The following is a 23233-nucleotide window of genomic DNA, read 5'->3' on the forward strand; positions in this document are numbered from 1 at the left end:
CGGGGTGCCTCGCGGCCCCCGGTGTCACGGTCCGGCGGGGAGTCAGCCGATCGCCCCCGGCTGCCCGGTGAGCACCTCGACCGCGGCCAGGCCGCAGACCCGGGCCGCGCCGTGGGTGGCGATGTGCAGCGCGCCGACCGGCTCGGACTGCGGCAGGCCCATCTCGACCACCGCGGCGTCCGGCCGGGCCGCCACCAGGCGGGCCAGCGCGGCCGACATCCACTCGTGCCGGTGGACGTCCCGGACCACCAGCACCAGGCGGCGGTCCGCGGCCTCGGCCAGCACCTCGGCCACCGTCGCGTCCAGCACCTGCGGCTCGGCGGCCTCCGGGCCGACCTCACGGGTCCGGGTGCCCGGGAAGCGGTCGGCCAGCATGCCGGCCACGCCCCACGGGGTCACGTCGCCGACGGCGATGTTGGGCTCGGCGGAGAACGAGGCCACGAACGGGCGCTCGGTCACCGGCAGGACCTCCCGGCCCGGCGCGCGGACCACCCGCAGCGCCCGGCGGGCCGCCCGCAGGCCGACCGCGAGGTCCGCCTCCGGCCGCTCGCCCTGGGCCGCGATCCGGCCCCAGCTGCCCAGCGCGCGCACCCGGGCGGCCGCGTCGGCGAGCCGCTCCTCCGGGAGCCGGCCGGACTGCACGCCCGCCACGATGGCGTCCCGCAGCATCAGCACGGTGGCCTCGTCGGCCAGCCCGCCGCCCACGCAGATCGCGTCCGCGCCGGCCGCCAGGGCCAGCACGGTGCCCTCGCCCATGCCGAAGGTGTCGGCGATGGCGCCCATCTCGATCGCGTCGCTGACGATCAGGCCCTGGTAGCCCAGGCCGCCGTCCTGCGGGGCCGCGCGCAGCAGGTCGCGCAGCACGGTGGGGCTGAGCGTGGCGGGCAGCTTCGGGTCGAGCGCCGGGATCATGATGTGGGCCGTCATCACGGCCTTGGTCCCGGCGGCGATGGCGGCCTGGAACGGCACCAGGTCGCGGGCGCGCAGCACGTCCAGGTCGACGTCGATGACCGGGAGCCCGTGGTGCGAGTCGACGGCGGTGTCGCCGTGGCCCGGGAAGTGCTTGGAGCAGGCCGCGACGCCGGCCGACTGCAGGCCCTCGACCCAGGCGGCGGTGTGCCGGGCGCACAGCTCCGGGTCGGCGCCGAAGGAGCGGACGCCGATCACCGGGTTGCGCGGGTTGGAGTTGACGTCGGCGGTGGGCGCCCAGTTGTAGTTCACGCCGGCGGCGGCCAGGGCCCGGCCCAGCTCACGGGCCACGTCGCGGGTCAGCGCCGGGTCGTCGATCGCGCCGAGGGCGAGGTTGCCCGGCCAGGACGAGCCGGAGCCCGCCTCCAGCCGGGTGACGTCGCCGGACTCCTCGTCGATGGCGATCAGCAGGTCGGGGTTCTCGGCCCGCAGCGCGGCGGTGAGGGCGGCCAGCTGGCCGAGGTCGGCCACGTTGCGGTCGAACAGCGCGACCGAGCCGAGGCCGGCCGCGAGGTGGCGGCGCAGCCACTCCGGCGGCTCGGTGCCGACGAAGCCGGGCTGGAGGACGGTCAGCGCGTCGCGGTGCAGCTGGTCGGAGGCCGGGAGGGTGGGAACGAGGATGCTCACGATGGGATCAGCCCTTCACGGCGCCGTCGGTGAGGCCACCGACCGCCTTGCGCTGCAGGAAGACGAACAGGATCAGCACCGGGAGGGCGAACAGCGTCGACGCCGCCATGGTGGCGCCCCAGTCGTTGCCGAAGGCGGTCTGGAACGAGGACAGCCACAGCGGCAGGGTCTGGCCGTCGGTCTTGTTGATGATGAGGACGAGCGGGAACTCGTTCCAGGCGGTGATGAAGCCGAACAGCGAGGTGGACATCAGGCCCGGCGCCAGCAGCGGGAAGATCACCTTCACGAAGGCCTGGGTGCGGGTGCAGCCGTCCACCATGGCCGACTCCTCCAGCTCCTTCGGGACCGCCGCGATGAATCCGCGCAGGGTCCAGATGGTGAAGGGCAGCACCATCATCATGTAGAAGGCGGTGAGCGGGACGAGGCTGTTCAGCATCTCGTTGTCGCGGGAGATCAGGTAGACCGCGATGGTCATGACCTCCCAGGGCGCCATCTGCGCGGCCATGATGACCAGCACGAAGGCCTTGCGGCCGCGGAAGCGCATCCGGGCGACGGCGAAGGCGGCCAGGGTGGCGATCACCAGCGAGATGACCACCGCGAGCACGGTGACGATGAAGCTGTTGGCGGTGTACGTCCAGAACTTCGGCACGTTGACCGCGGTCTTGAAGTGCTCCAGGGTCGCGTCGAGCGGCACGAACACCGGCGTCTTGCTGATGATGTCCTTGGACGGCTTGAAGGCCGTGCTGATCATCCAGTAGACGGGGAACGCGAAGAAGACGAAGAGGACGACCGCGACGACGTTGGGCCAGGTGCGTCCGATGAGCGAGCGCCTCACAGCTCGTCCTCCTGCTTCAGAATGATCCGGAAGTAGTACGCCATCAGGACGCCCAGGATCAGGATGGTGAGCACCGCGATCGCGGCACCGGTGCCGTAGTGCTGGCGGCCCGAGCCCTCCAGGAAGGCGTGGATCGGCAGGGTGCGGGTGAGCCCGTCGGGACCGCCGGCCTTGATCGCGTAGATCTGGGTGAAGGCCTTGAAGATCCAGATGACCTCGAGGAAGGTCGTGGCGAGGAAGAACGGCTTGAGGTTGGGGAACATCACCGCGGTGAAGATCTTCACCGGCCCCGCGCCGTCCATCCGGGCCGCCTCGTAGAGCTCCTTGGGGATGGTGGTCAGCGCCGCGTACATGTTGAACGCCACGAACGGGATCGAGCCCCAGACCAGCAGCAGGAGGATCACGAAGAAGGTCGAGTACTGGCTGCCGGTCCAGTTGTAGGCGGCCATCGAGTGCCAGCCCAGGGCGTCGAGCAGCCAGTTGACGACACCGAACCGGGTCTCGAACAGCCAGGTGTACACGGTGGTCGAGGCGACCACCGGCATCGCCCAGGCGAGCAGCAGGCCGATCGACAGCAGCAGCCGCATCTTCTTGCCGAGCCGGTTGAGCAGCAGGCCGACCAGCGCGCCGCCGACCATGATCAGGAAGACGTTCAGCACCGTGAAGGCGACCGAGCGGCCGGTGACGGCCCAGAACTGCTCGTCCTTGAGCTGCTCGGTGTAGTTCTCGAAGCCGTTCCACTCGGTCAGGTGCTGGACGAGCTGGCGCGCGTTCAGGTTCTGGAACGAGACCAGGACGGTCTTCAGCAGGGGCCAGCCCAACAGGGCCAGGGTGGCCAGAGTGGCCGGCAGGAGCAGCAGGTACGGCGCGAACCGGGAGCCGATGCTCCGCCCGTCCGCCGGTCTGGCGCTCTTCTTCTTCGCGGTGCCGGCGCCGCCGCTGCGGGCGGCGCTCGTCTCAATAGTGGCCACAGCAGCCTTCCCTGACTCCGGGGACTGTGTCTGCACCCGCTCCGAATGCACAGCCATCGTTCTCTCTTCCTGACAACCCGACCACGACGGACAGGCGCCGCCCACCGGCCCCCCGCCGGGAGCCGGTGAGCGACGCCGCTCGACTGCTACTGCTTGGCGTTGAGACGCTTGGCGATCTCGTCGTCCGCCTTCTTGGCGGCGGCGGCGTAGTCGCCGGTCAGGGCAGCGGTCAGGAACTCCTTGATCGGGTTCGGGTCGTTCTCGACGCTCGCCCAGTTCGGGGTGGTCGGGGTGATGCCACCGACGACCGCGGCCAGCTTCGCGGCGGACGCGAAGTCACCGACGACCTTGTCGTTCAGCGCCGTCTTGTTCGGGATGAGACCCGAGGCGGCGACGATGCCCTCGTTCTTGTCGTTGAGGGCGACCTTCAGGAAGTCCTTGGCCATGTCGGTGTTCTTGCTGGCCGAGGCGACGGCCAGGTTCGAGCCGCCGAGGAAGGCGCCGGAGGGCTTGTCGGCGGTCTTGCCCGGGAGCGGGAAGAAGCCGATCTTGTCCTTGGCCATGGCCTTCTCGTCCGGGAGCTCCCAGCCGAGGCCGATCATCGCGCCGACGTCACCCTTGCCGAAGACGTCCTTCTGCTGCGGCTTGGCCTCGTCCTTGTCCTTGGCACCCGTGGTCGAGTAGCCCTGGAGCTTCTTGTAGACGTCGAACGCCTTCTGCGCCTCGGGGGTCGACAGACCGCCGGTCCACTTGTCGCCGTCCTTCTTCGCCAGCTTGCCGCCCTCGCTGGTGAGGAGACCGAAGTAGACGTACCACTCCTGGCCCGGCATGTAGATCGGGTCGGCGACGCCCTCGGTGGTCTTGAGCTTCTCCAGCGAGGTGTAGAACTCGTCCAGCGTCTTCGGGATGCTCAGACCGGCCTTGGTCCAGAGGTCCTTGTTGTAGGAGACGACGCGGTTGGTGACGTACCACGGGGCGGCGTACTGCTTGCCGTCCAGGATCGCGGACTCGCTCTGGTTGGCGGCCCAGTCGGCACCGCCGATGGCGGCCTTGTCCTTGGTGATGTCGAGCAGACCACCGGTGGCGGCGTAGCCCGCCGTCTGGGTGTTGCCGACCTCGAGGACGTCGACGGAACCCTCGGAGAGCGCGGCGGTGACCTTGGGACCGATGCCGGTCCACTCCTGGGTCTGGAACTCGACCTTGGAGCCCGGGTAGGTCGACTCGAACTCGGTCTTGACCGAGTCCTCCCAGCCCTTGGGGGCCGAGCCGGTCATCAGCCACACCTTGAGCGTCTTGCCGTTGTAGTCCTTCTTGCCGGCCGCGGCGGTCGAGCTGCCGGACGCGGAGTTGCTGCCGCTGTCGTCCTTCTTGGCGTCCGAGCCACAGGCCGCGAGACCAACAACCATGGCCGCGACGCCGACCGCCGCGATGAGCTGACGCTTCACGCCATCCTCCTGAGGGATGCCTGGTTACCCCCGTCGGGTGGCAGCGGCATACCCACACGAGGTGGGAGGAATGGTGCCGCGGACTCCATCGAACGGGTGGGGGGATTCATAGTGACCGGCCTAGTGGTGTAGACCAGATGCCTGGAGCTTGGCCTAGACCAATGGGCCTGTCAACGGCTGTTCGACCGATCAGGACCACCCGTTATCAAGCCGACACCGCACATCGTTCATCGCGTGATGAGGTATTCGTTCCGTAGCCATACATGCAACGATGTGAGCCGTTAATGAAGTGGCGAGGCCCCCCGGGGGCCCCGCGAGAAGCGGGAGACACGTCCGATGAGCAGCGACGGGGGCAGCACGGCCCAGGTCAACGACCCCCAGGCGAAGAGCCTCGCCGCCCAGGGCGGCTCGGACCCGACCGCCAGGGTGCCGAAGTACTACGGCCTCAAGCGCCACCTGCTGCAGCTCACCGAGACCCAGCCCGCCGGTACCCCGGTACCGCCCGAACGGGCACTGGCGGCGCAGTTCGACACCTCGCGCACCACCGTCCGGCAGGCCCTGCAGGAGCTCGTCGTCGAGGGGCGGCTCGAGCGCATCCAGGGCAAGGGCACCTTCGTCGCCAAGCCCAAGGTGGCCCAGGCCCTCCAGCTGACCTCCTACACCGAGGACATGCGCGCCCAGGGGCTGGAGCCCACCTCCCGGCTGATCGAGATCGGCTACATCACCGCCGACGACCGGCTGGCCCCGCTGCTGGACATCAAGCCCGGCGGCCGGGTGCTGCGGATCGAGCGCCTGCGGCTGGCCAACGGCGACCCGATGGCGATCGAGGTGGCCCATCTGTCCGCCAAGCGCTTCCCGGCCCTGCGCCGCAACCTGGCCAAGCACAACTCCCTCTACACGGCGCTGCGCGAGGTCTACGGGGTGACCGTGGCCGAGGCCGAGGAGACCATCGAGACCACCCTGGCCGACCCGCGCGAGGCCGGGCTGCTCGGCTCCGACCTCGGCCTGCCGATGCTCCAGCTGTCCCGGCACTCCTTCGACGCCGAGGGCGACCCGGTCGAGTGGGTCCGCTCGATCTACCGGGGCGACCGCTACAAGTTCATCACCCGCCTCCAGCGGCCCGAGCCGGCGTAGCGTACGGCCTCCCGCACCGCCCCAGCTGCTTTCCGCACCACCCCCCACCGCTTCCGGGCCCCGGCGTACGCGCCGGGGCCCGCGGTGCGTCCGGGGCGCACGACAGGTCCGGATGGCGGGAATCTGCACCGATCCGGTGACATGGATCACGCGATGCTCTAGATTCCGCATCCATACTGACTGCCGATCACCAGTGGTGCTGCTCGGCGGGCCACGGGGGTGTGCGGTTCCCCGGGGCTGCGGCGCCGGCGAGGTGAGACCCTCCGGAGCGGAGCCGAACCATGTCGTCAGATCTCGACACCGACCTGCCTGTCATGCCCGAGCCAGAAGAGCCACCGGGTCACCGCCTGCCGGCGGTCACCCCCGAGCGGGTGCTGGCCGTGCTCGCCCTGCTGGTGCCGATCGTCGCGATGCTCTGGGTGGGCTCGTACGACAAGCTCGGCCCCGAGGTGGGCGGCGTCCCCTTCTTCTACTGGTACCAGCTGCTCTGGGTGCCGGCCTCGGCCGTCTTCACGGTCGCGGCCTACCTGCTGATCAACCGCGACGAGAAGGCCCGCCGGGCCGCCCGCGCCGGGAAGGCGGGTGAGGTCCGGTGAACGGGGTCAACGTGCCCGCGCTGACGGTCTTCGTCCTCTTCTTCCTGCTGGTCACCGTGATGGGCTTCCTGGCCTCCCGGTGGCGGCGCGCCGACAACGCCCACCACCTGGACGAATGGGGCCTGGGCGGACGCAGCTTCGGGACCTGGGTCACCTGGTTCCTGCTGGGCGGCGACCTCTACACCGCCTACACCTTCGTGGCCGTGCCCGCCGCGGTCTACGCGACCGGTGCGGCGGGCTTCTTCGCCGTCCCCTACACGATCATCGCCTACCCGCTGGTCTTCCTCTTCCTCCCCCGGCTCTGGTCGGTCTCCCGGGTGCACGGCTACGTCACGCCCGCCGACTTCGTGCGCGGGCGGTACGGCTCCCGGCCGCTGTCGCTGATGGTCGCGCTGACCGGCATCCTCGCCACCATGCCGTACATCGCGCTCCAGCTGGTCGGCATCCAGGCGGTGCTGGACGTGCTGGGCGTCGGCGGCGGCGAGAACGCCAACTGGTTCGTCAAGGACCTGCCGCTGTTCATCGCCTTCGGGGTGCTCGCCGCGTACACCTACTCCTCCGGGCTGCGCGCGCCGGCACTGATCGCCTTCGTCAAGGACGCCCTCGTCTACGTGGTGATCATCGTCGCGGTGATCTACATCCCGATCCGGCTCGGCGGCTACGGCCACATCTTCGACGCGGTCGGCGAGAAGTTCGCCGCGCCCAAGTCCGGTGGCTCGCTCACCGTGCCGGAGAACAAGCAGTGGACGTACGCGACGCTGGCGCTCGGCTCGGCGATGGCCCTGTTCATGTACCCGCACTCGGTCACCGGCGTGCTGGCCAGCAAGTCCCGCAACACCGTGCGCCGGAACATGGCGATCATGCCCGCCTACTCGCTGATGCTCGGCCTGCTGGCGCTGCTCGGCTTCATGGCGATCGCGGCCGGTGTCGGCCAGGGCGACAAGGGCTTCAACACCCAGCTCTCGGTGCCGCAGCTGTTCGAGAACATGTTCCCCGACTGGTTCACCGGCGTCGCCTTCGCCGCGATCGGGATCGGCGCGCTGGTCCCGGCCGCGATCATGTCCATCGCGGCGGCGAACCTGTTCACCCGCAACGTCTACAAGGAGTTCCTGAAGCCGGCCGCCACCCCGGCCGACGAGACCCGGGTCGCCAAGCTGGTCTCGCTGCTCGTCAAGGTCGGCGCGCTGGTCTTCGTGCTCGGCATGGACAAGCAGGCGGCGATCAACCTCCAGCTGCTCGGCGGTCTGTGGATCCTGCAGACCTTCGTCTCCATCGTCGGCGGCCTGTTCACCCGCTGGTTCCACCACTGGGCGCTGCTGGCCGGCTGGGCGGCCGGCATGGTCTACGGCACCTGGAAGGCCTACGGGATCGCCAGCCCCAAGACCAAGCACTTCGGCGGGAACGCGGCCGAGATCCCCGGCATCGGCGAGATCGGCTACATCGGGCTCACCGCCTTCGTGCTCAACCTGCTGGTCGCGGTGGTGCTGACGCTGGTCCTGCGCGCCGTCGACGCGCCCCCCGGGACGGACGAGACCCGGCCGGGCGACTACAGCGCCGAGAGCGGCGACGTGGAGCCGAAGAACGCGCCGGAGCCCGTGGCAGCGCGCTGATACGTGCTGTGCGCGCCCTGTGTTCGCGCCGTCCCCTCCGTCAACACTGGAGGGGACGGCGCGATCATATGTATGAACGGCCGCGTGATTTGGGCACCACACCAGGGCACCAACCAGACCGGACCGACAGCCGGCCGGCAACTGATCGACCCACGGGGAGCGGCGGCAATGGCAGAACTCGGCACCACCCTCAACGGCCAGCACCACCACACCGACGGACGGCACCGGACGGCCGCCCCGCACCGGCCCGCCGGTCCCACCGCGGCTCCCGGCCTGTCCTCCGTCCCCTCCGTCCTGATCGCCACCCGCCACGGCGAGTCCACCGCCAACGTCGAGTTCCAGCACGCCGAGGCGGCCGGCGCGCTCAGCGTCCCGATCAGCTGCCGGGACGCGGACATCCCGCTCTCGATGCACGGCCAGCAGCAGGCGCAGGCCCTCGGCCGCTGGTGGGCCGGGCTGCCGAGCGCCGACCGGCCGCGCAGCGTCTGGTGCTCGCCGTACGTGCGCACCGCCGAGACCGCCCGGATCGCGCTCGCCCAGGCCGCCGGCCTCGGCGCCGTCCCGGTCTCGCTCGCCGTCCGCTACGACGAGCGGCTGCGCGACCGCGAGCTCGGCGTCCTGGAGATGCTCACCAGGGCCGCCATCGAGGCCGACCACCCCGGGGAGGCGGCCCGGCGGCGGAAGATGGGCGAGCTGTACTACCGCCCGCCCGGCGGCGAGTCCTGGGCCGACGTGGCGCTGCGGGTGCGCAGCGTGCTGCGCGACATCTGCGCCGAGGACGCCGGGCGGCCGGTCCTGCTGGTCGCGCACGACTGCACCGTGCTCATGCTCCGCTACGCGCTGGACCGGCTCTCCGAGGAGCAGCTGACCGCGCTGGAGCCGGTGCGCAACTGCTCCACCAGCCTCTGGCGCGCCGAGGCCGGCCGGCTGCGGCCGGAGCACTGGAACACCACCGGGCACCTGGAGCCCACGGACTGAACGGAGCCCGCGGACCGCCGGACGGCGGCCCCGGGACGGCGACCCGGGCGGCGGCCCTCAGGCCCGGACGGCGACCCGGGCGGCGGGCTCGGCGAAGCAGCGCCGGTAGGCCAGCGGCGTGGTGCCCAGCCGGCGGCCGAAGTGGTGCCGCAGGGTGGCCGCGTTTCCGAAGCCGCAGCGGGCGGCGATCGTGTCCACCGGCTCGCTGGTCGACTCCAGCAGCCGCTGGGCGAGCAGCAGCCGCTGGCCGATCAGCCAGCGGTGCGGGGTGGTGCCGGTCTCCTGGTGGAAGCGCCGGGCGAAGGTGCGCGGCGACATGTGGACCCGTCCGGCCAGCTGCTCGACGGTCGACTCCTCGTCCAGGTGGTGGCGCATCCAGTCGAGCAGCGGGGCCAGTGAATCGCCGTCCCCCTCCGGCAGCGGCCGGTAGACGAACTGGGCCTGCCCGCCCTCCCGGTGCGGGGCCACCACCATCCGGCGGGCGATGCCCCGGGCCACCTCGGCGCCCTGCACCCGGCGGACCAGGTGCAGACAGGCGTCGATGCCGGCCGCGGTACCGGCGGAGGTGATCACCGGGTCGTCGTCCACGTACAGGACGTCCGGCTCGACGGTGGTCCGCGGGTAGCGGGCGGCGAGTTCGGCGCTGTACCGCCAGTGCGTGGTGGAGCGGCGGCCGTCCAGCAGTCCGGCGGCGCCGACCACGAACGCGCCGCTGCAGATGGACAGCACCCGGGCGCCGCGGGCGTGGGCCGCCCGCAGTGCCTCCAGCAGCGGTTCCGGGTACTCCCGGCTGATGGTGGTGGCCGTGACCACCACCAGGTCGGCGGCGGCGATCCGCTCGGGGCCGTGCGGGACGTCGATGGTGAAGCCGGCATGGGTGCGGTGCGGGCCGGGGCGGGCGCCGGCGATCGCGAAGTCGTAGCCGGGCAGTCCGTCCTCGGTCCGGTCCAGGCCGAACACCTCGCAGGCCACCCCGAGCTCGAAGGGGTGGACCTCTTCCATCACGACCGCGACCACGTTCTTGAGCATGCCGACAGGGTAGCCCCGGCGTTGGCAGTTTTTCGATGCATTCGGTCATTCCTGCCACTCGTCCGGCGTCGGCGCCGACGGGAGAGTGGAGACATGGATTCCGACACGCTCGCCAGCGCACTGGCCCTGCTCGGGACAGTCGGCGGTTTCGGTCTGCTCGGTGCCCTGATCGGACGCGAGGTGGCCGCGCAGAAGGCCACCGGACGCGACAACTGGCACCGCCAGGGCGGTTACCCCGTCGACCCCGCCCTGCCCGACCGGCTGCACGGCACCATGCCCGCCGCCTCGCTCCGCCCGTCCGCCGACCCCGCCGCCTCAGCCGCTCCCGTCACTTCCACCACTTCCGCCCCTCCCGCCGCTCCCGCCGGCGGCGCCGATGCCGGACCCCCGCTCTCCGTCCTCCCCGGTGGCTCCGGCAGACTGGCCGGATGGACATCGTCATCCGCCCGGCCCGGCCCGAGGAGTTCGAGGAAGCCGGCCGCATAACCGTCGAGGCCTTCGTCGGCGACGGCCACACCGCACCCGACGGCGACTACGTCCACCGGCTGCGCGACGCGGCCCGCCGGGCCGCGGAGGCCGAACTCCTGGTCGCGGTCGACCCGGCCACCGGCACCGTCCTCGGCTGCGTCACCTTCGCGGTCGGCGGCACCACCTGGGCGGACATCGCCACCCCGGAGGAGGGCGAGATCCGGATGCTGGCCACCGCGGCGGCCGCCCGCGGGCGCGGCGTCGGCGAGGCACTGGTCCGCGCCGCGCTCGCCCGCAGCCGCGAACTCGGTCTGGCCGGGATGGCGTTCTCCACCCAGCCGGCGATGACCACCGCCCACCGGATCTACCAGCGGGTCGGCTTCGTCCGCGCCCCCGGGCGGGACTGGTCTCCGGTGCCGGGCGTCGATCTGATGGTCTACAGCATGGTGTTCTGAGCGGCTGTCGGGCACCGGCCGGACGACGTCCGAGGCCAGGGTTGCGATCCACCATCGGGTATGACGATCGGATTTAGGCGCTGCTAGGATCCGCCGCATGACGACGGGGAACACGCCGGCTGGCTGGTACGACGATCCTTCCGGCCAGCCCAATACGGAACGCTGGTGGGACGGTTCCGCGTGGAGCGGCCGCACCCGGCCCAAGTCCGCGGCCGACGCCGCGACGGTGGGCTCCGGGACCGGCGGCGCCCCGGGCCAGGGCGTGCCGGGCGCGTTCGGCCCCGCCCCCTCGGTCGCCGCGACGCCCACGGTGGTCACACCCGCCGCCGCGCCGGCCGCGCCGCAGCCGTTCACGCCGACCTCCGTCGTGTTCGAGACCGTCGAGCCCAACACCGGCCGCCGCAAGCTGCTGCTCGGTGTCGGCGCCGTCCTGCTCTCCGTGGTCATGGCGGGCGCCGGCTACGTCGTCGGCCACCGGAGCGCCGACAAGGGCACCGACTCCCCGCAGGCCGGCGGCAGCGCGAGCCCCACCAGCACCGCCGACCCCAAGAGCCCCAACGGCTTCATGGGCGCCACCCTGACCGGAGGTCAGCAGTTCCCCGGCGGGAAGCAGGTGACCGGCCAGGAGTCGAAGATGAACTTCCTGCTGCCGGCCGACTGGCAGGTCCAGAGCGACGCCAAGAACCCCACCGACGTGCGTTACGCGGTCTCCCCGTACGCCTGCGTCGGCCACGGCAGCGGCGCCTGCACCCGCGGCCTGGTGGTCCAGAACCTCCGGGTGTTCAACGGCGGCTGGGCCGACCCGAAGTCCATGGTCCTCGGCATGGGCCAGCTGCTCTACAACACCCGCTTCGGCTCCGACGCGCCCGCGCCGCCCGAGCCGCTGAAGCAGTCCGCCGTCAAGATCCAGGGCATGGACGGCTACCTGGCGCTCTGGCACGTGCCGATGTCCAGCGGCTCCTCGACGCCCGACGCCTACTGCGGCGTCCTCGAGGTGACCCCGGCGGCCGGTGCCACCACCGTGCCGGTGCTGCAGATCTGCCTCGACCAGGCCCCCGAGGCACCGGCCCTGACGCTGATGGACCAGATCGCCAACTCGGTGAAGATCACCCCCTGATCCGGAAACATCCGGACGAACGGGGTCCGGAGGCTCTCCCCGCCCCCCGGTGACCCGTCACCGGGGGGTGCCCTTATGCTCACTAGCGGCCACCGGGCCCGCCGCCCACACGGCGGGCACCACGGACGCGGCCCGCACCGCGGGCACCGCGGACGCACCGGCCGGACGAGAACGACCGCAGCCGCCCGATCACGGGGCGGCCCACAACGGGGGATTGGGCTGGTGGACTCCACCGACGAACGGACGACGCACACCGGCGGCCGGCGCGGACGAGGACGCCACAGCAGACTCCTCCCCGAGGCCCCGCACGAGCGGCGGGCGACCCGCAGCCAGTCCCGCAACGCCTCGGCCCGGCGCAACTACCTGGCCTGCGCCGAGGCCACCGGCCCGCTGCGGGACGGCGAGGGCGTCGACACGGTCCGCTACCGCACCGTCTCCTCCCCCGGCGTCAAGGTCGTGCTGACCCTGCTGGTCGCCCTGAACGCGGTGGCCGGCCTGGTGTTCGTCGGCTGGCTGCTGCTGCCCTCGCACATACCCGGGCCGGGCGTCGGCTGGTCCCCGGACTGGCGGATCAACGTCGCCCGGCTCTGCTTCTGCGCCGTGGTCACCGTCGAACTGGTGCGGCTCGTCCAGAACCTCGCGGTCTGGGTGTTCGCCTTCCGCGCCAAGGACCCGATACCCGTCACGGCCCCGCCCGGCCTCAAGGTCGCGGTGCTCACCACCATCGTGCCGTCCAAGGAGCCGATCGAGATCGTCGAGCAGACCCTCGCGGCCATGCTGGAGATCGAGTACGACGGCGAGGTCGACGTCTGGATCCTCGACGAGGGCGACGACGACCGGGTGAAGGCGATGGCCGCCCGGCTCGGCGTGCACCACTTCAGCCGCAAGGGCCGGCCCGAGTACAACCGGGCCGAGGGCGAGTTCCGGGCGAAGACCAAGTCCGGCAACCACAACTCCTGGCGGGCCGAGCACGAGCACAAGTACGACGTGGTGGCCCAGATGGACCCGGACCACGTCCCCCTGGCGTGCTTCCTGGAACGCACCCTCGGCTACTTCCGCGACCCCGACACCGCCTTCGTGGTCGCCCCCCAGGTGTACGGCAACATGTACGACAACTGGGTCGCGCACGGCGCCTCCGTGCAGCAGTACCTCTTCTCCGGCCTGGTCGAGCGCGGCGGCAACGGCATGGACGCCCCGCTGCTGATCGGCACCAACCACCTCTACCGGCCCGCCGCCTGGCAGCAGATCGGCGGCTACCAGGACTCGATCATCGAGGACCACCTGACCAGCATGCGGGTGCAGGCCACCGAGAACCCGGCCACCGGACGCCGCTGGAAGGGCGTCTACACCCCCGACGTGCTGGCCGTGGGCGAGGGCCCGACCTCCTGGACCGACTACTTCAACCAGCAGAAGCGCTGGGCGTTCGGCATCTGGGAGATCCTGCTGAAGACCCGGCTGCGCAAGGGCATCCGGCTGCGGACGCGCCAGCGGGTGCTGTACGGGCTGGTCCAGTTCTACTACCCCAGCGTGGCCGTGACCACCGTCCTGGGCAGCCTCGCCACCGGTGTCTACCTGGCCTGCGGGATCACCTCGATCCAGCTCGACACCGTGCTCTGGGCCTCGCTCTGGGGTGCCAGCATGGGCAGCTGGTTCCTGCTCTGGCTCTGGCTGCGGCGCTTCAACCTGGCCGCCCACGAGCGGCGCGAGATCGGCATGGCCGGCATGGGCCTGGCCCTGTTCGCCGGACCGGTGTACCTCGCGGCCGCGATCGCCGCGCTGCTGCGCCGCCCGCTGGCCTACGCGGTGACCGCCAAGGGCGACCTGCGCAGTGCCGAGCGGCTGTCGACCTTCCGGCTGCACCTGCTGTGGGCCGCGGTCGCGGCCGGACTGCTCGCCGCGAGCTTCACCCTGCACCACGGCATCTGGCTGCTGCGGTTCTGGGCCGGCCTCAGCATGTTCACCGGCATCGCGCCGCCGGTCATCTCCGTCGTCAGCGCGCGCCGGATCGCCCGGGCCGAGCGCCGGGCCGCCGCCGGGCTGCCCGCCCCGCGCCGCGCCGCCGAGGCCGCCGAGGCCGACGGCGCCGACGACCGTGCCGCGGACGAGACGAACGACGAGGCCGAACCGGTCGGACCCGACAGGCACGGAACAGCCGCGAGAGGCCCCGGGACGGACCCCGAGCGGGAACTCGCGGGGCTGCTGGAGCCGGCCCCGGCCGGCGGCGGCCGGAAGGGCGGTCGCTGATGCTGCGGATCACCGTGCCCCGGATCGTCGGCCTGCTCGCACTCACGCTGCTGGTCAGCTACGCCTTCGTGCTGGCGCCGAAGTACAACGCCCGCCACGCGCCCGAGCCCTACGCCTTCTCCGGCAAGGCGCCGACCGCGATGCCGGACTGGCTGGTCGCCGCACTGGCCGAGCCGGCCCCGACCGCCACCACCGGCGCCGCGGCACCCACCGGCAGCCCCGTCGCGACCCCCGCGCCCACGCCCGCCCCGACGGGCGGCGAGACCGCGGGCAGCCCCGCCCCGGCGCCCGCCGAACCGTCCCCGGCGGCCCCGGCCCCGGCCCCGTTCCCTGCCCCCGGCGGCGCCTTCATGGGCCTCATGACCAAGGCCGGCCCCTACGACCTCGCCCCGGTCGAGGAGTTCGCGACCGCGGTGAAGCACCAGCCGAACGTGCTGGAGTTCTCCGTCGGCTGGTGGGACAAGCGGTTCGACCGCCGGGTCTTCGACACCGTGGCCGAGCGCGGCATCATGCCGATGGTCGCCTGGGAGCCCTGGGACTTCCACAAGGAGTCCAAGGTCGACAAGCTCCGGGGCGAACAGCCGGACTACGCGCTGAGCCGCATCGTCGGCGGCGAGTTCGACTCCTACATCAAGCAGTGGGCGGAGGGCGTCAAGAGCCTCGGCTACCCGATCGCCCTGCGCTTCGCCCACGAGATGAACGGCTACTGGTACCCGTGGGCCGAGCAGGCCAACGGCAACCGCCGGGGCCAGTACGTGCAGGCCTGGAAGCACGTCCACGACCTCTTCCGGCAGGCCGGCGCGGACAAGGTGGTCTGGGTGTGGAGCCCGAACATCGACTACGAGAACGCCACCCCGCTGGACTCGCTCTACCCCGGTGACGACTACGTCGACTGGATCGGGCTGTCCGGCTACTACGGCACCGTCGGCCTGGAGAAGTACGCCTCCTTCGAGCAGATCTTCGAGCCGACGCTGAAGAAGCTGCGGACCTTCAGCCAGAAGCCCGTGGTGATCACCGAGACCGCCGCCACCGACAGCTCCGGCCAGAAGGCCCGCTGGATCACCGAGATGTTCGAGCAGCTCCCCCGGCACCCGGACATCATCGGCCTGATCTGGTACGAGGCGGTCAAGGAGGTCGACTGGCGGGTCACCGCGTCCGGCGCGGCCAGTGCTGCGTACGCGGCCGGCGTCGCCGCACCCCGGTACGCCGGGCAGTGGAGCGTCCGCTCGCAGCCGCTGCTCACCGTGCCGCCGCCCCCGCCGCCCGCCGCTCCGCCCGCCGTCACCCCCTCGCCGTCGGCCCCGGCGGCGCCCTCGCCGAGCGCCAAGCCGACCGGCGGTACCGGCACCAAGCCCTCCGGGGCGCCCGTCCCGACCCGGAAGCCGACCGCCACCAAGCCCCGGAGCTCCCCGGCGGCCGACGCCGGATAGCCCCGGCCGACCGCGGGCCCGACCCACCGCGGGCCCGGCCGACCGCAGGAGGCCGCCGGGCACCGGCCGGCCCGTACACCGAACACCAGTACCTGGAACACCGGTACCGGAACACCAGTCCCCGTTGGGAGGCGAAGAGCATGCTCCGCCCGTTCCTGCCCGGCCCCGGGCGTCCCCGGCCGCGCGCCTGGTGGTGGCTCGCGCCCACCGCCCTCCTGGTGCTCTGCCTGTGCGCCGTGCTGATCCCGCGCGAGAGCGCCCCCTCGACCGCCGCCGTCGCCCCGCCGCCGCCCCCGCTGAGCTCGGCCGAGCCGGGCGAGCTGTGCTCCACCGCGCAGAACCGCTACCCCTCGCAGCCGGTCGACTCTGGGCGCTACGTCATCAACCCCAACGAGTGGAACGCCACCGGCGGCCTGTGCGTGCACGGCGGCAGCGACAGCGCCGCCTTCACGGTCACCCGCAGCGCCGTAGCCCGCGGCAACCTCACCGACCCGGCCCGCGGCCCCGGCGCCTACCCCCACATCAGCACCCCGCTCGGCGGCGACGGCGTCAGCCCGCTGCCCATCGCCGTCGACGACCTGCGGTACGCCACCAGCACCTGGCGCACCACCCAGGTGGACGGCGGCGTCTGGAACGCCTCCTACGACCTCTGGTACAGCACCACCCGGGGCAGCTGCTCGTTCACCGAGAGCGCCGAGGTGATGATCTGGCTGCGCGGCAACGGCACCTCGCCGTTCGGCAAGCAGTCCGGCGAGCTGCGCAGCGGCGGCCAGGCCTACCGGGTGTACGAGGCGCCGAAGAAGAGCAGCCACACCCTGATCACCTACGAGGCGGCCTCCGCCACCAACGTCGTCACCGACCTCGACCTGCGTGCCTTCACCCGCGACGCGGTCCAGCGCGGCTACGTCCCGGCCGGCTCGTACCTGTGCGCCGTCCAGGCCGGCTTCGAGATCTGGGAGGGCGGCGCGGGCCTCGGCACCGACACGTTCTCGTTCGAGGTCGCCGCGGGCCGTCCCAGCGGCGCGATCACCTCCGCGGTGCCCGGCTACTGCCTGGACAGCCGGGTGGCGGGCGATCCGGCCGCGGTCGGCGCCGCCACCTGCGACGGCTCCCCGGCGCAGAGCTGGACCATGGGCGAGGACGGCTCGGTGAGCCAGGCCGGACGCTGTCTGGAGGACCCCGACATCGGGTTCCCGGTCCTCACCGGCTGCACCCGCAGACCCGACCAGCGGTGGCGGGCCAACGACGCCGGGCAGCTGCTCAACGAGGACTCCGGGAAGTGCCTGGAGAACCCCGCGACGGGCCCCACGGGCACCGGGAACGGCCCCCAGGTGCGGATGAGGCTGTGCGCCGCCAAGCCCGCCCAGGAGTGGCACAGGCCGCTCTGAGGGGCGCCGAAAGCCCCCGCAGCCTATCGCACCCGACCCGCGACACGCAGCGCCGCGACACTACATGTGGTGCTTCGTCGGACGAGCGCCACTAGATGTATGCTCACTCCTGCTGTCGAAGCAGGGGAACCCGGTGTGAATCCGGGACTGCCCCGCAGCGGTGTGCGGCCGCCTCCCCCGGGAGCCCGCGAGTCCGAGTACCTGCCGACAGCGTGCCGGCGCCTCCCCGCAGAGGCCATGCGCACCAGCACCAATTTCCGGGCCTCGCGGGCGGGCCGGGGACGAATCGCGCGCGGCGCCCACGGGCTCGCGCGGCGTACTCCCCTGCCCCGAACGGTCCGGTCCCCGATCCACCTCCGTCGACCGCCGCCAGGAGAGAAGCGCCTTGACCACCGCTGCCTCAGTCGTCCTGCCCGCCCAGGGTTCCAGCTCCGTCCCCGCCGACCCGACGGTCGCCGACCCCGGCGGTTCGCTCCTGCGGCTTCTCACCGACCGCAGCGCCGACCTCCCCCAGGTGGACCCCGGTCACGTCGCCGCCGCCGCGCTCCGCGGCCGCCACGCCGGCTCCGACTTCGCCGAGCTGCGCGGCCTCGCCGTCGACGCCGCCGCGTCGATGATCGCCGAGGACCCGCAGTACTCGAAGCTCGCGGCCCGGCTGCTCGCGCTGGAGATCGTCGACGAGGCGGCGACCCAGGGCGTGGTCTCCTTCTCCACCTCGATCGCCGTCGGCCACGCCGAGGGCCTGATCGGTGACACCACCGCCGCCTTCGTCGCCAAGCACACCGCCACCCTGGACGCGCTGGTCGACACCAAGGGCGACGACCGGTTCGAGTACTTCGGCCTGCGCACCGTCCAGAGCCGCTACCTGCTGCGCCACCCGATCACCCGCAAGGTCGTCGAGACCCCCCAGTACTTCCTGCTCCGTGTCGCCTGTGGCCTGGCGGTCGGCGACACCGAGCAGTCCGTGCGCGAGGTCGCCGAGCTGTACCGCCTGATGAGCCGGCTGGAGTACCTGACCTCCTCGCCGACCCTCTTCAACTCCGGCACCCGGCACCCGCAGATGTCCAGCTGCTACCTGCTGGACTCGCCGCTGGACAACCTGGACTCGATCTACTCCCGCTACGCGCAGATCGCCCGGCTGTCCAAGCACGCCGGCGGCATCGGCCTGTCCTACTCCCGGATCCGCTCCCGCGGCTCGCTGATCCGCGGCACCAACGGCAAGTCCAACGGCATCGTGCCGTTCCTGCGCACCCTCGACTCCTCGGTCGCCGCCGTCAACCAGGGCGGCCGCCGCAAGGGCGCGGCCTGCGTCTACCTGGAGACCTGGCACGCGGACATCGAGGAGTTCCTCGAGCTGCGCGACAACACCGGTGAGGAGGCGCGCCGCACCCACAACCTGAACCTGGCGCACTGGATCCCGGACGAGTTCATGCGCCGGGTGAACGCCAACGCCGACTGGTCGCTGTTCTCCCCCGCCGACGTGCCCGAGCTGGTCGACCTGTGGGGCGCCGAGTTCGACGAGGCGTACCTGAAGGCCGAGCTGGCCGGCAAGGCCGTCCGCACCATCCCCGCGCAGACCCTCTACGCCCGGATGATGCGCACCCTGGCGCAGACCGGCAACGGCTGGATGACCTTCAAGGACGCCTCCAACCGCGCCGCCAACCAGACCGCGCTGCCGGGCCGCACGGTGCACAGCTCCAACCTCTGCACCGAGATCCTCGAGGTCACCGACGACTCCGAGACCGCGGTCTGCAACCTCGGCTCGGTCAACCTCGGCGCCCACGTCGCCGCCGGTGCCACGGCCGCCGACCTGCTGAACGCGATGGACTGGGACCGGCTGGACGCGACCGTCCGCACCGCCGTCACCTTCCTCGACCGCGTGGTGGACATCAACTTCTACCCGACCCCCGAGGCCGGCGCCTCCAACAACCGCTGGCGCCCGGTCGGCCTCGGCGTGATGGGCCTGCAGGACGTCTTCTTCCAGCTGCGGATCGACTTCGACTCCGCCGAGGCGAAGACCCTGTCGACCCTCATCTCCGAGCGCATCATGCTCACCGCCTACGAGCGCTCCGCCGACCTGGCCGAGCAGCTGGGCCGGCACGAGGCGTACGACGAGACCCGCGCCGCCCGCGGCGAGCTGCACATCGACCACTTCCCGACCGCCGCGCCGGAGTGGGCCGACCGCTGGGACGCGCTGCGCGCCCGCATCGCCACCACCGGCCTGCGCAACTCGCTGCTGCTCGCGATCGCGCCGACCGCGACCATCGCGTCCATCGTCGGCGTCTACGAGTGCATCGAGCCGCAGGTGTCCAACCTGTTCAAGCGCGAGACCCTGAGCGGCGAGTTCCTCCAGGTCAACCCGTACCTGGTGCGCGACCTCAAGGAGCTCGGCGTCTGGGACCAGCAGACCCGGGACTCGCTGCGCGACGCCAACGGCTCCGTGCAGGAGCTCGGCTGGCTGCCCGCCGAGGTGCGTTCGCTGTACCGCACCGCCTGGGAGCTGCCGCAGCGCGCGCTGATCGACCTGGCGGCCGCCCGGATGCCGTACATCGACCAGAGCCAGTCGCTGAACCTGTTCATGGCCGCGCCGACCATCGGCAAGCTCAGCTCGATGTACGCCTACGCGTGGAAGGTCGGTCTGAAGACCACCTACTACCTGCGCTCGCGTCCGGCCACCCGGATCGCCCAGGCCGCGTCGGGCGCCGCCCGCGCCGCCGCGCCGGTGCCGGTGAACACCCCGACCATGACCCCGGAGGAGGAGGCCGCACTGGCCTGCTCCCTGGAGAACCCCGAGTCCTGCGAGGCCTGCCAGTAATGTCCGACGACCGCGAGAAGATGCTGCTCGACCCCGGGTTCGAGCTGACCCTGCGCCCGATGCGCTACCCGTCGTTCTACGACCGGTACCGCGACGCCATCAAGAACACCTGGACGGTGGAGGAGGTGGACCTGCACTCGGACGTCGCCGACCTGGCGAAGCTGAGTGAGGGCGAGCGGCACATGATCGGCCGGCTGGTGGCGTTCTTCGCGACCGGTGACTCGATCGTGTCGAACAACGTGGTGCTGAGCCTGTACAAGCACATCAACTCCCCGGAGGCGCGGCTCTACCTGAGCCGTCAGCTGTTCGAGGAGGCCGTGCACGTCCAGTTCTACCTGACGCTGCTGGACACCTACCTTCCGGACCCGGAGGACCGCAATGCGGCCTTCGCCGCGGTGGAGAACATCCCCTCCATCCACCAGAAGGCGCAGTTCTGCTTCAAGTACATGAACGCGGTCGACCACATCGACTCGCTGCAGACCAAGGACGACCGGCGGGCGTTCCTGCTGAACCTGATCTGCTTCGCGGCGTGCGTGGAGGGTCTGTTCTTCTACGGCGCGTTCGCGTACGTGTACTGGTTCCGGAGCCGGGGCCTGCTGCACGGTCTCGCGACCGGGACCAACTGGGTGTTCCGCGACGAGTCCATGCACATGGACTTCGCGATGTCGGTGGTCGACACCGTGCGCGAGGAGGAGCCGGACCTCTTCGACGAGAAGATGGCGCAGCAGGTCACGGAGATGCTGGAGGAGGCCGTCGAGGCCGAGCTCCAGTTCGCCCAGGACCTGTGCGGCGACGGTCTGCCCGGCATGAACACCGCGTCGATGCGGGAGTACCTGCAGGCGGTGGCCGACCAGCGTCTGGCGCGGCTGGGGATGCCGATCCGCTACGGATCGACGAACCCGTTCGGCTTCATGGAGCTGCAGAACGTCCAGGAGCTGACCAACTTCTTCGAGCGCCGGGTGTCGGCGTACCAGGTCGCGGTCGAGGGCTCGGTCGCCTTCGACGACGACTTCTAGAAGAGACGGCAGGAACAGACAGGGGTGCCCCGCCCGGCGCGAAGCCGGGCGGGGCACCCCTGTTGTGTCAGCCGGTCGGAAACTCCCCACCCTTGACCCCGGAGAGGAACGAGGACCAGGCAGCGGCTCCGAACACCAGCGCCGGCCCCTCTGGGTCCTTCGAGTCACGGACCGGCACACCCCCTGCCGAGCCGACCGCCACCTCAACGCACTCACTCTGCGCACCCGAATACGAAGACTTGCGCCACTCGACTCCTGAGAACTCGCTCACGATCTAGACCTTCTCACTCGCGATGCGCTCGATGAGCGCGATCGATTCATTGCGGGGCAGCGACTCCGCCAGTGCGCGGCGGAACAGGTTGGCGTACTTGAACACCTCGTCCGGCTCCTCGATGTACAGAGTGCTGAGGAGACTGTCGACATACACAACGTCCGTCTCGGCCTCCTCGGGAAAGCTGAGGATGGTGACCGGTCCGAACAGAGCGGCGTGGATCTCCGACGCCTCCGGCAAAATCTGTACGTTGATGTTCGGACTCCCGGCAGACTCGGCGAGAGAACGAAGCTGCTCTCGCATCACCGATCGACCACCGACATGATGTCTGAGTGCTGATTCCGAGAGCACGGCCCAGACCCTCATCGGTGCTTCTCTGGCCAGAACCGACCGGCGCTCCTGGCGGACCTTCGTCAAGATCTCGATCTGATCCGGCGTCGCGTCCTCTATCTGCGCCCTCACAACAGCCCTGGTGTAGTCCTCGGTCTGCAAAATCCCCGGCACCAGAAGGGTTTGGATGCTGTACATGTCCGACGCGTCGGACTCCAGCGCGATGTAGTCGGCATAGAGAGGCGACAACGCCTCCGAGTAGCGGTCCCACCATCCGCGCAGACGGCCTTCACGCGACAGGGTCTCCATCCGACCTCTGGAGTCCGGGTCCGTCACCCCGTACAGGTCGAGCAAGAGCCGAAGATCCACCAATCGAATCCCCGACTGGGCAGCCTCGATTCGACTGATCTTGCTCTCGGCGCACGCCAGATGCCGAGCTGACTGGGCAAGCGTCAGATTGGCATCTACCCGCAACTCCTTGAGCATTCGGGACAGCCTCCGCTGCCGAACCGTCGGGTTCCTGTTCACGGGCACCGTCGCGACCTCCCCACTTCTGTGAGCTGTCAGTCTGCCTCCCCACCGCACTGACAACAATCTTTGCCCGCTTCCAAAGTAGGGACTTGCACTTTGCAAGTTCACAGGAGCATGCTACTTAACGTAGCCCGATGCTCGACACACCGTGATCATTGCGGCTCGCCACCCGGGCATCCCCATGCCTTCTTCAGCCGTCTTCACCCCGCACCCTCCGGAGGTGGCTCCGCCATGCCTGAAACCCACTCCCCCTCCCCCACTCCCAGCGAGCAGACCTGCTGGCTGCCCCGGCACCACAAGTCCCCCCGGGCCGCCCGCCGGGAGCTCCGCGAGTTCCTCCTCCCCCACCCCGCCGGCGAACCCCTCCTCCCCGTCGGCGAGTTGCTCGTCAGCGAGCTGGTCACCAACGCCGTCCAGCACGCCCGTGCCCCGCGCGGGCGCCTGATCTTCGTCCGCTTCCTCCTCAGCCTGGACGACACCCTCCGGATCGAGGTCCACGACGCCGACAGCGAGAAGCCCTCGCTCCGCCCCGCCACCAGCGCCGACGAGAGCGGCCGAGGACTGCTCCTCATCCAGGAGTTGGCGACCCAGTGGGGCTGCTGCCCCCGCGTCGGCGGCATCGGGAAGTTCGTCTGGTGCCACCTCTCCCCCGACGCGGCCGCCGCGTGAGTCCCGTCCGGGCCGGGATCTCGGGCGTCATGCTGCCCGCCGACTTCCCGAGCCTCGACCACGCGCTGCCCGTTCTCTGGGAGCGCGTCCGGGAACTCCCGGTCCGCGAGGCCCACCGGGACTTCATCAGGATCTGCATCGGCCCGGGCGGCGGCGAGGGCGTCGCCCGCTGCCTGGCCCGGGGCGGCCTCTGGCGCACCACCCTCTACATCGGCGAGATGGCCACCTGGACCGCCCACCCGATCACCATCACCACCCACCAGCCCTGAACCGCCGCTCCGCCCGGCGCCCCGCCGGGCGGAGCG

The 23233-nt window shown here is 71.1% G+C and carries 21 protein-coding genes and 1 riboswitch; of the genes, 14 read left to right on the forward strand and 7 right to left on the reverse strand.

Features of this window, described 5'->3' with window-relative positions:
- Nucleotides 1–42: 42 nt before the first annotated feature.
- The 4 genes from BLU95_RS15840 to BLU95_RS15855 all read right to left on the reverse strand — a co-directional run bounded on the left by BLU95_RS15840 (nucleotide 43) and on the right by BLU95_RS15855 (nucleotide 4847).
- Nucleotides 43–1596, reverse strand: a complete 1554-nt coding sequence (locus BLU95_RS15840) for a glycoside hydrolase family 3 protein (protein ID WP_093860588.1) — start codon at nucleotides 1594–1596, stop codon at nucleotides 43–45.
- 7 nt (nucleotides 1597–1603) lie between these two features.
- Entirely contained in the window at nucleotides 1604–2431 is an 828-nt protein-coding gene (locus BLU95_RS15845; RefSeq protein ID WP_093860589.1) for a carbohydrate ABC transporter permease, read from the reverse strand.
- A complete protein-coding gene (locus BLU95_RS15850; protein WP_093860590.1) occupies nucleotides 2428–3459 on the reverse strand; it encodes a carbohydrate ABC transporter permease in 1032 nt (343 codons plus the stop codon). Before BLU95_RS15850 ends, BLU95_RS15845 begins: the two co-directional genes overlap by 4 nt.
- 89 nt (nucleotides 3460–3548) lie before the next feature.
- The gene (locus BLU95_RS15855; protein ID WP_093860591.1) at nucleotides 3549–4847 is read right to left on the reverse strand and encodes an extracellular solute-binding protein; all 1299 of its coding nucleotides are present in this window, start codon (nucleotides 4845–4847) and stop codon (nucleotides 3549–3551) included.
- Between the two features lie 336 nt (nucleotides 4848–5183).
- Between BLU95_RS15855 and BLU95_RS15860 the strand changes: the two genes are divergently transcribed.
- The 4 genes from BLU95_RS15860 (at nucleotide 5184) to BLU95_RS15875 (ending at nucleotide 9165) form a co-directional block, all read left to right on the forward strand.
- On the forward strand, nucleotides 5184–5981 hold the full coding sequence (locus tag BLU95_RS15860) for a GntR family transcriptional regulator (protein ID WP_231978587.1): 798 nt from the start codon (nucleotides 5184–5186) through the stop codon (nucleotides 5979–5981).
- A gap of 314 nt (nucleotides 5982–6295) precedes the next feature.
- Nucleotides 6296–6577: a DUF3311 domain-containing protein gene (locus tag BLU95_RS15865; RefSeq protein WP_093864904.1), complete on the forward strand. Its 282-nt coding sequence runs from the start codon at nucleotides 6296–6298 to the stop codon at nucleotides 6575–6577.
- Nucleotides 6574–8187, forward strand: coding sequence for a monocarboxylate uptake permease MctP (mctP, locus tag BLU95_RS15870; protein ID WP_093860592.1), 1614 nt, complete (start codon nucleotides 6574–6576; stop codon nucleotides 8185–8187). The genes BLU95_RS15865 and mctP overlap by 4 nt, the downstream gene beginning before the upstream one ends.
- A gap of 168 nt (nucleotides 8188–8355) precedes the next feature.
- Nucleotides 8356–9165 carry a histidine phosphatase family protein gene (locus BLU95_RS15875; protein ID WP_093860593.1) on the forward strand — a complete coding sequence of 270 codons (810 nt, stop codon included), beginning with the start codon at nucleotides 8356–8358 and terminating at the stop codon, nucleotides 9163–9165.
- Nucleotides 9166–9222: 57 nt separating this feature from the next.
- Here BLU95_RS15875 and BLU95_RS15880 read toward each other — a convergent pair whose 3' ends face one another.
- Nucleotides 9223–10194, reverse strand: a complete 972-nt coding sequence (locus BLU95_RS15880; RefSeq protein WP_093860594.1) for a helix-turn-helix domain-containing protein — start codon at nucleotides 10192–10194, stop codon at nucleotides 9223–9225.
- A gap of 93 nt (nucleotides 10195–10287) precedes the next feature.
- On the opposite strand from BLU95_RS15880, the gene BLU95_RS42285 reads away from it, so the two are divergent.
- From BLU95_RS42285 to BLU95_RS15920, 8 genes are all read left to right on the forward strand, one after another.
- Nucleotides 10288–10680 carry a hypothetical protein gene (locus BLU95_RS42285; protein WP_093860595.1) on the forward strand — a complete coding sequence of 131 codons (393 nt, stop codon included), beginning with the start codon at nucleotides 10288–10290 and terminating at the stop codon, nucleotides 10678–10680.
- Complete coding sequence (locus tag BLU95_RS15890) at nucleotides 10623–11117, forward strand: GNAT family N-acetyltransferase (protein WP_093860596.1); 495 nt, start codon at nucleotides 10623–10625, stop codon at nucleotides 11115–11117. Before BLU95_RS42285 ends, BLU95_RS15890 begins: the two co-directional genes overlap by 58 nt.
- 97 nt (nucleotides 11118–11214) lie before the next feature.
- Nucleotides 11215–12234 carry a DUF2510 domain-containing protein gene (locus BLU95_RS15895; protein ID WP_093860597.1) on the forward strand — a complete coding sequence of 340 codons (1020 nt, stop codon included), beginning with the start codon at nucleotides 11215–11217 and terminating at the stop codon, nucleotides 12232–12234.
- A 222-nt stretch (nucleotides 12235–12456) separates the two neighbouring features.
- Nucleotides 12457–14478 (forward strand): glycosyltransferase family 2 protein, encoded by a 2022-nt coding sequence (locus tag BLU95_RS45095; protein ID WP_197698763.1) that lies wholly within the window; start codon nucleotides 12457–12459, stop codon nucleotides 14476–14478.
- Nucleotides 14478–15908: a glycoside hydrolase family 26 protein gene (locus tag BLU95_RS43305; RefSeq protein ID WP_197698764.1), complete on the forward strand. Its 1431-nt coding sequence runs from the start codon at nucleotides 14478–14480 to the stop codon at nucleotides 15906–15908. The genes BLU95_RS45095 and BLU95_RS43305 overlap by 1 nt, the downstream gene beginning before the upstream one ends.
- A gap of 140 nt (nucleotides 15909–16048) precedes the next feature.
- Nucleotides 16049–17296 (forward strand): GH12 family glycosyl hydrolase domain-containing protein, encoded by a 1248-nt coding sequence (locus BLU95_RS15910; protein ID WP_159424898.1) that lies wholly within the window; start codon nucleotides 16049–16051, stop codon nucleotides 17294–17296.
- A 61-nt stretch (nucleotides 17297–17357) separates the two neighbouring features.
- Nucleotides 17358–17519: riboswitch (cobalamin riboswitch) on the forward strand.
- A gap of 162 nt (nucleotides 17520–17681) precedes the next feature.
- Nucleotides 17682–20111, forward strand: coding sequence for a ribonucleoside-diphosphate reductase subunit alpha (locus tag BLU95_RS15915; protein WP_502689845.1), 2430 nt, complete (start codon nucleotides 17682–17684; stop codon nucleotides 20109–20111).
- On the forward strand, nucleotides 20111–21127 hold the full coding sequence (locus BLU95_RS15920) for a ribonucleotide-diphosphate reductase subunit beta (protein WP_093860600.1): 1017 nt from the start codon (nucleotides 20111–20113) through the stop codon (nucleotides 21125–21127). Before BLU95_RS15915 ends, BLU95_RS15920 begins: the two co-directional genes overlap by 1 nt.
- A gap of 67 nt (nucleotides 21128–21194) precedes the next feature.
- On the opposite strand, the gene BLU95_RS15925 is transcribed toward BLU95_RS15920, so the two are convergent.
- Nucleotides 21195–21398, reverse strand: a complete 204-nt coding sequence (locus BLU95_RS15925; protein ID WP_502689846.1) for a DUF397 domain-containing protein — start codon at nucleotides 21396–21398, stop codon at nucleotides 21195–21197.
- A 3-nt stretch (nucleotides 21399–21401) separates the two neighbouring features.
- Nucleotides 21402–22214 carry a DUF5753 domain-containing protein gene (locus BLU95_RS15930; RefSeq protein WP_093860602.1) on the reverse strand — a complete coding sequence of 271 codons (813 nt, stop codon included), beginning with the start codon at nucleotides 22212–22214 and terminating at the stop codon, nucleotides 21402–21404.
- Nucleotides 22215–22490: 276 nt separating this feature from the next.
- Here BLU95_RS15930 and BLU95_RS15935 point away from each other — a divergent pair, with 276 nt between their 5' ends.
- Both BLU95_RS15935 and BLU95_RS15940 read left to right on the forward strand, forming a co-directional pair.
- A complete protein-coding gene (locus tag BLU95_RS15935) occupies nucleotides 22491–22928 on the forward strand; it encodes an ATP-binding protein (RefSeq protein WP_093860603.1) in 438 nt (145 codons plus the stop codon).
- A complete protein-coding gene (locus BLU95_RS15940; protein WP_159424899.1) occupies nucleotides 22925–23197 on the forward strand; it encodes a hypothetical protein in 273 nt (90 codons plus the stop codon). The genes BLU95_RS15935 and BLU95_RS15940 overlap by 4 nt, the downstream gene beginning before the upstream one ends.
- The last annotated feature ends 36 nt before the right edge of the window (nucleotides 23198–23233 follow it).

It is taken from the genome of Streptomyces sp. TLI_053 (assembly GCF_900105395.1).
Taxonomy (GTDB): Bacteria; Actinomycetota; Actinomycetes; order Streptomycetales; family Streptomycetaceae; genus Kitasatospora.

Coding starts and splice junctions, on each gene's coding strand:
- BLU95_RS15850 (WP_093860590.1), bottom strand. CDS start 3,459: ATGGCTGTGCATTCGGAGCGGGTGCAGACACAGTCCCCGGAGTCAGGG.
- BLU95_RS15860 (WP_231978587.1), top strand. CDS start 5,184: ATGAGCAGCGACGGGGGCAGCACGGCCCAGGTCAACGACCCCCAGGCG.
- BLU95_RS15865 (WP_093864904.1), top strand. CDS start 6,296: ATGCCCGAGCCAGAAGAGCCACCGGGTCACCGCCTGCCGGCGGTCACC.
- BLU95_RS15875 (WP_093860593.1), top strand. CDS start 8,356: ATGGCAGAACTCGGCACCACCCTCAACGGCCAGCACCACCACACCGAC.
- BLU95_RS15880 (WP_093860594.1), bottom strand. CDS start 10,194: ATGCTCAAGAACGTGGTCGCGGTCGTGATGGAAGAGGTCCACCCCTTC.
- BLU95_RS42285 (WP_093860595.1), top strand. CDS start 10,288: ATGGATTCCGACACGCTCGCCAGCGCACTGGCCCTGCTCGGGACAGTC.
- BLU95_RS15890 (WP_093860596.1), top strand. CDS start 10,623: ATGGACATCGTCATCCGCCCGGCCCGGCCCGAGGAGTTCGAGGAAGCC.
- BLU95_RS15895 (WP_093860597.1), top strand. CDS start 11,215: ATGACGACGGGGAACACGCCGGCTGGCTGGTACGACGATCCTTCCGGC.
- BLU95_RS43305 (WP_197698764.1), top strand. CDS start 14,478: ATGCTGCGGATCACCGTGCCCCGGATCGTCGGCCTGCTCGCACTCACG.
- BLU95_RS15910 (WP_159424898.1), top strand. CDS start 16,049: ATGCTCCGCCCGTTCCTGCCCGGCCCCGGGCGTCCCCGGCCGCGCGCC.
- BLU95_RS15920 (WP_093860600.1), top strand. CDS start 20,111: ATGTCCGACGACCGCGAGAAGATGCTGCTCGACCCCGGGTTCGAGCTG.
- BLU95_RS15930 (WP_093860602.1), bottom strand. CDS start 22,214: ATGCTCAAGGAGTTGCGGGTAGATGCCAATCTGACGCTTGCCCAGTCA.
- BLU95_RS15935 (WP_093860603.1), top strand. CDS start 22,491: ATGCCTGAAACCCACTCCCCCTCCCCCACTCCCAGCGAGCAGACCTGC.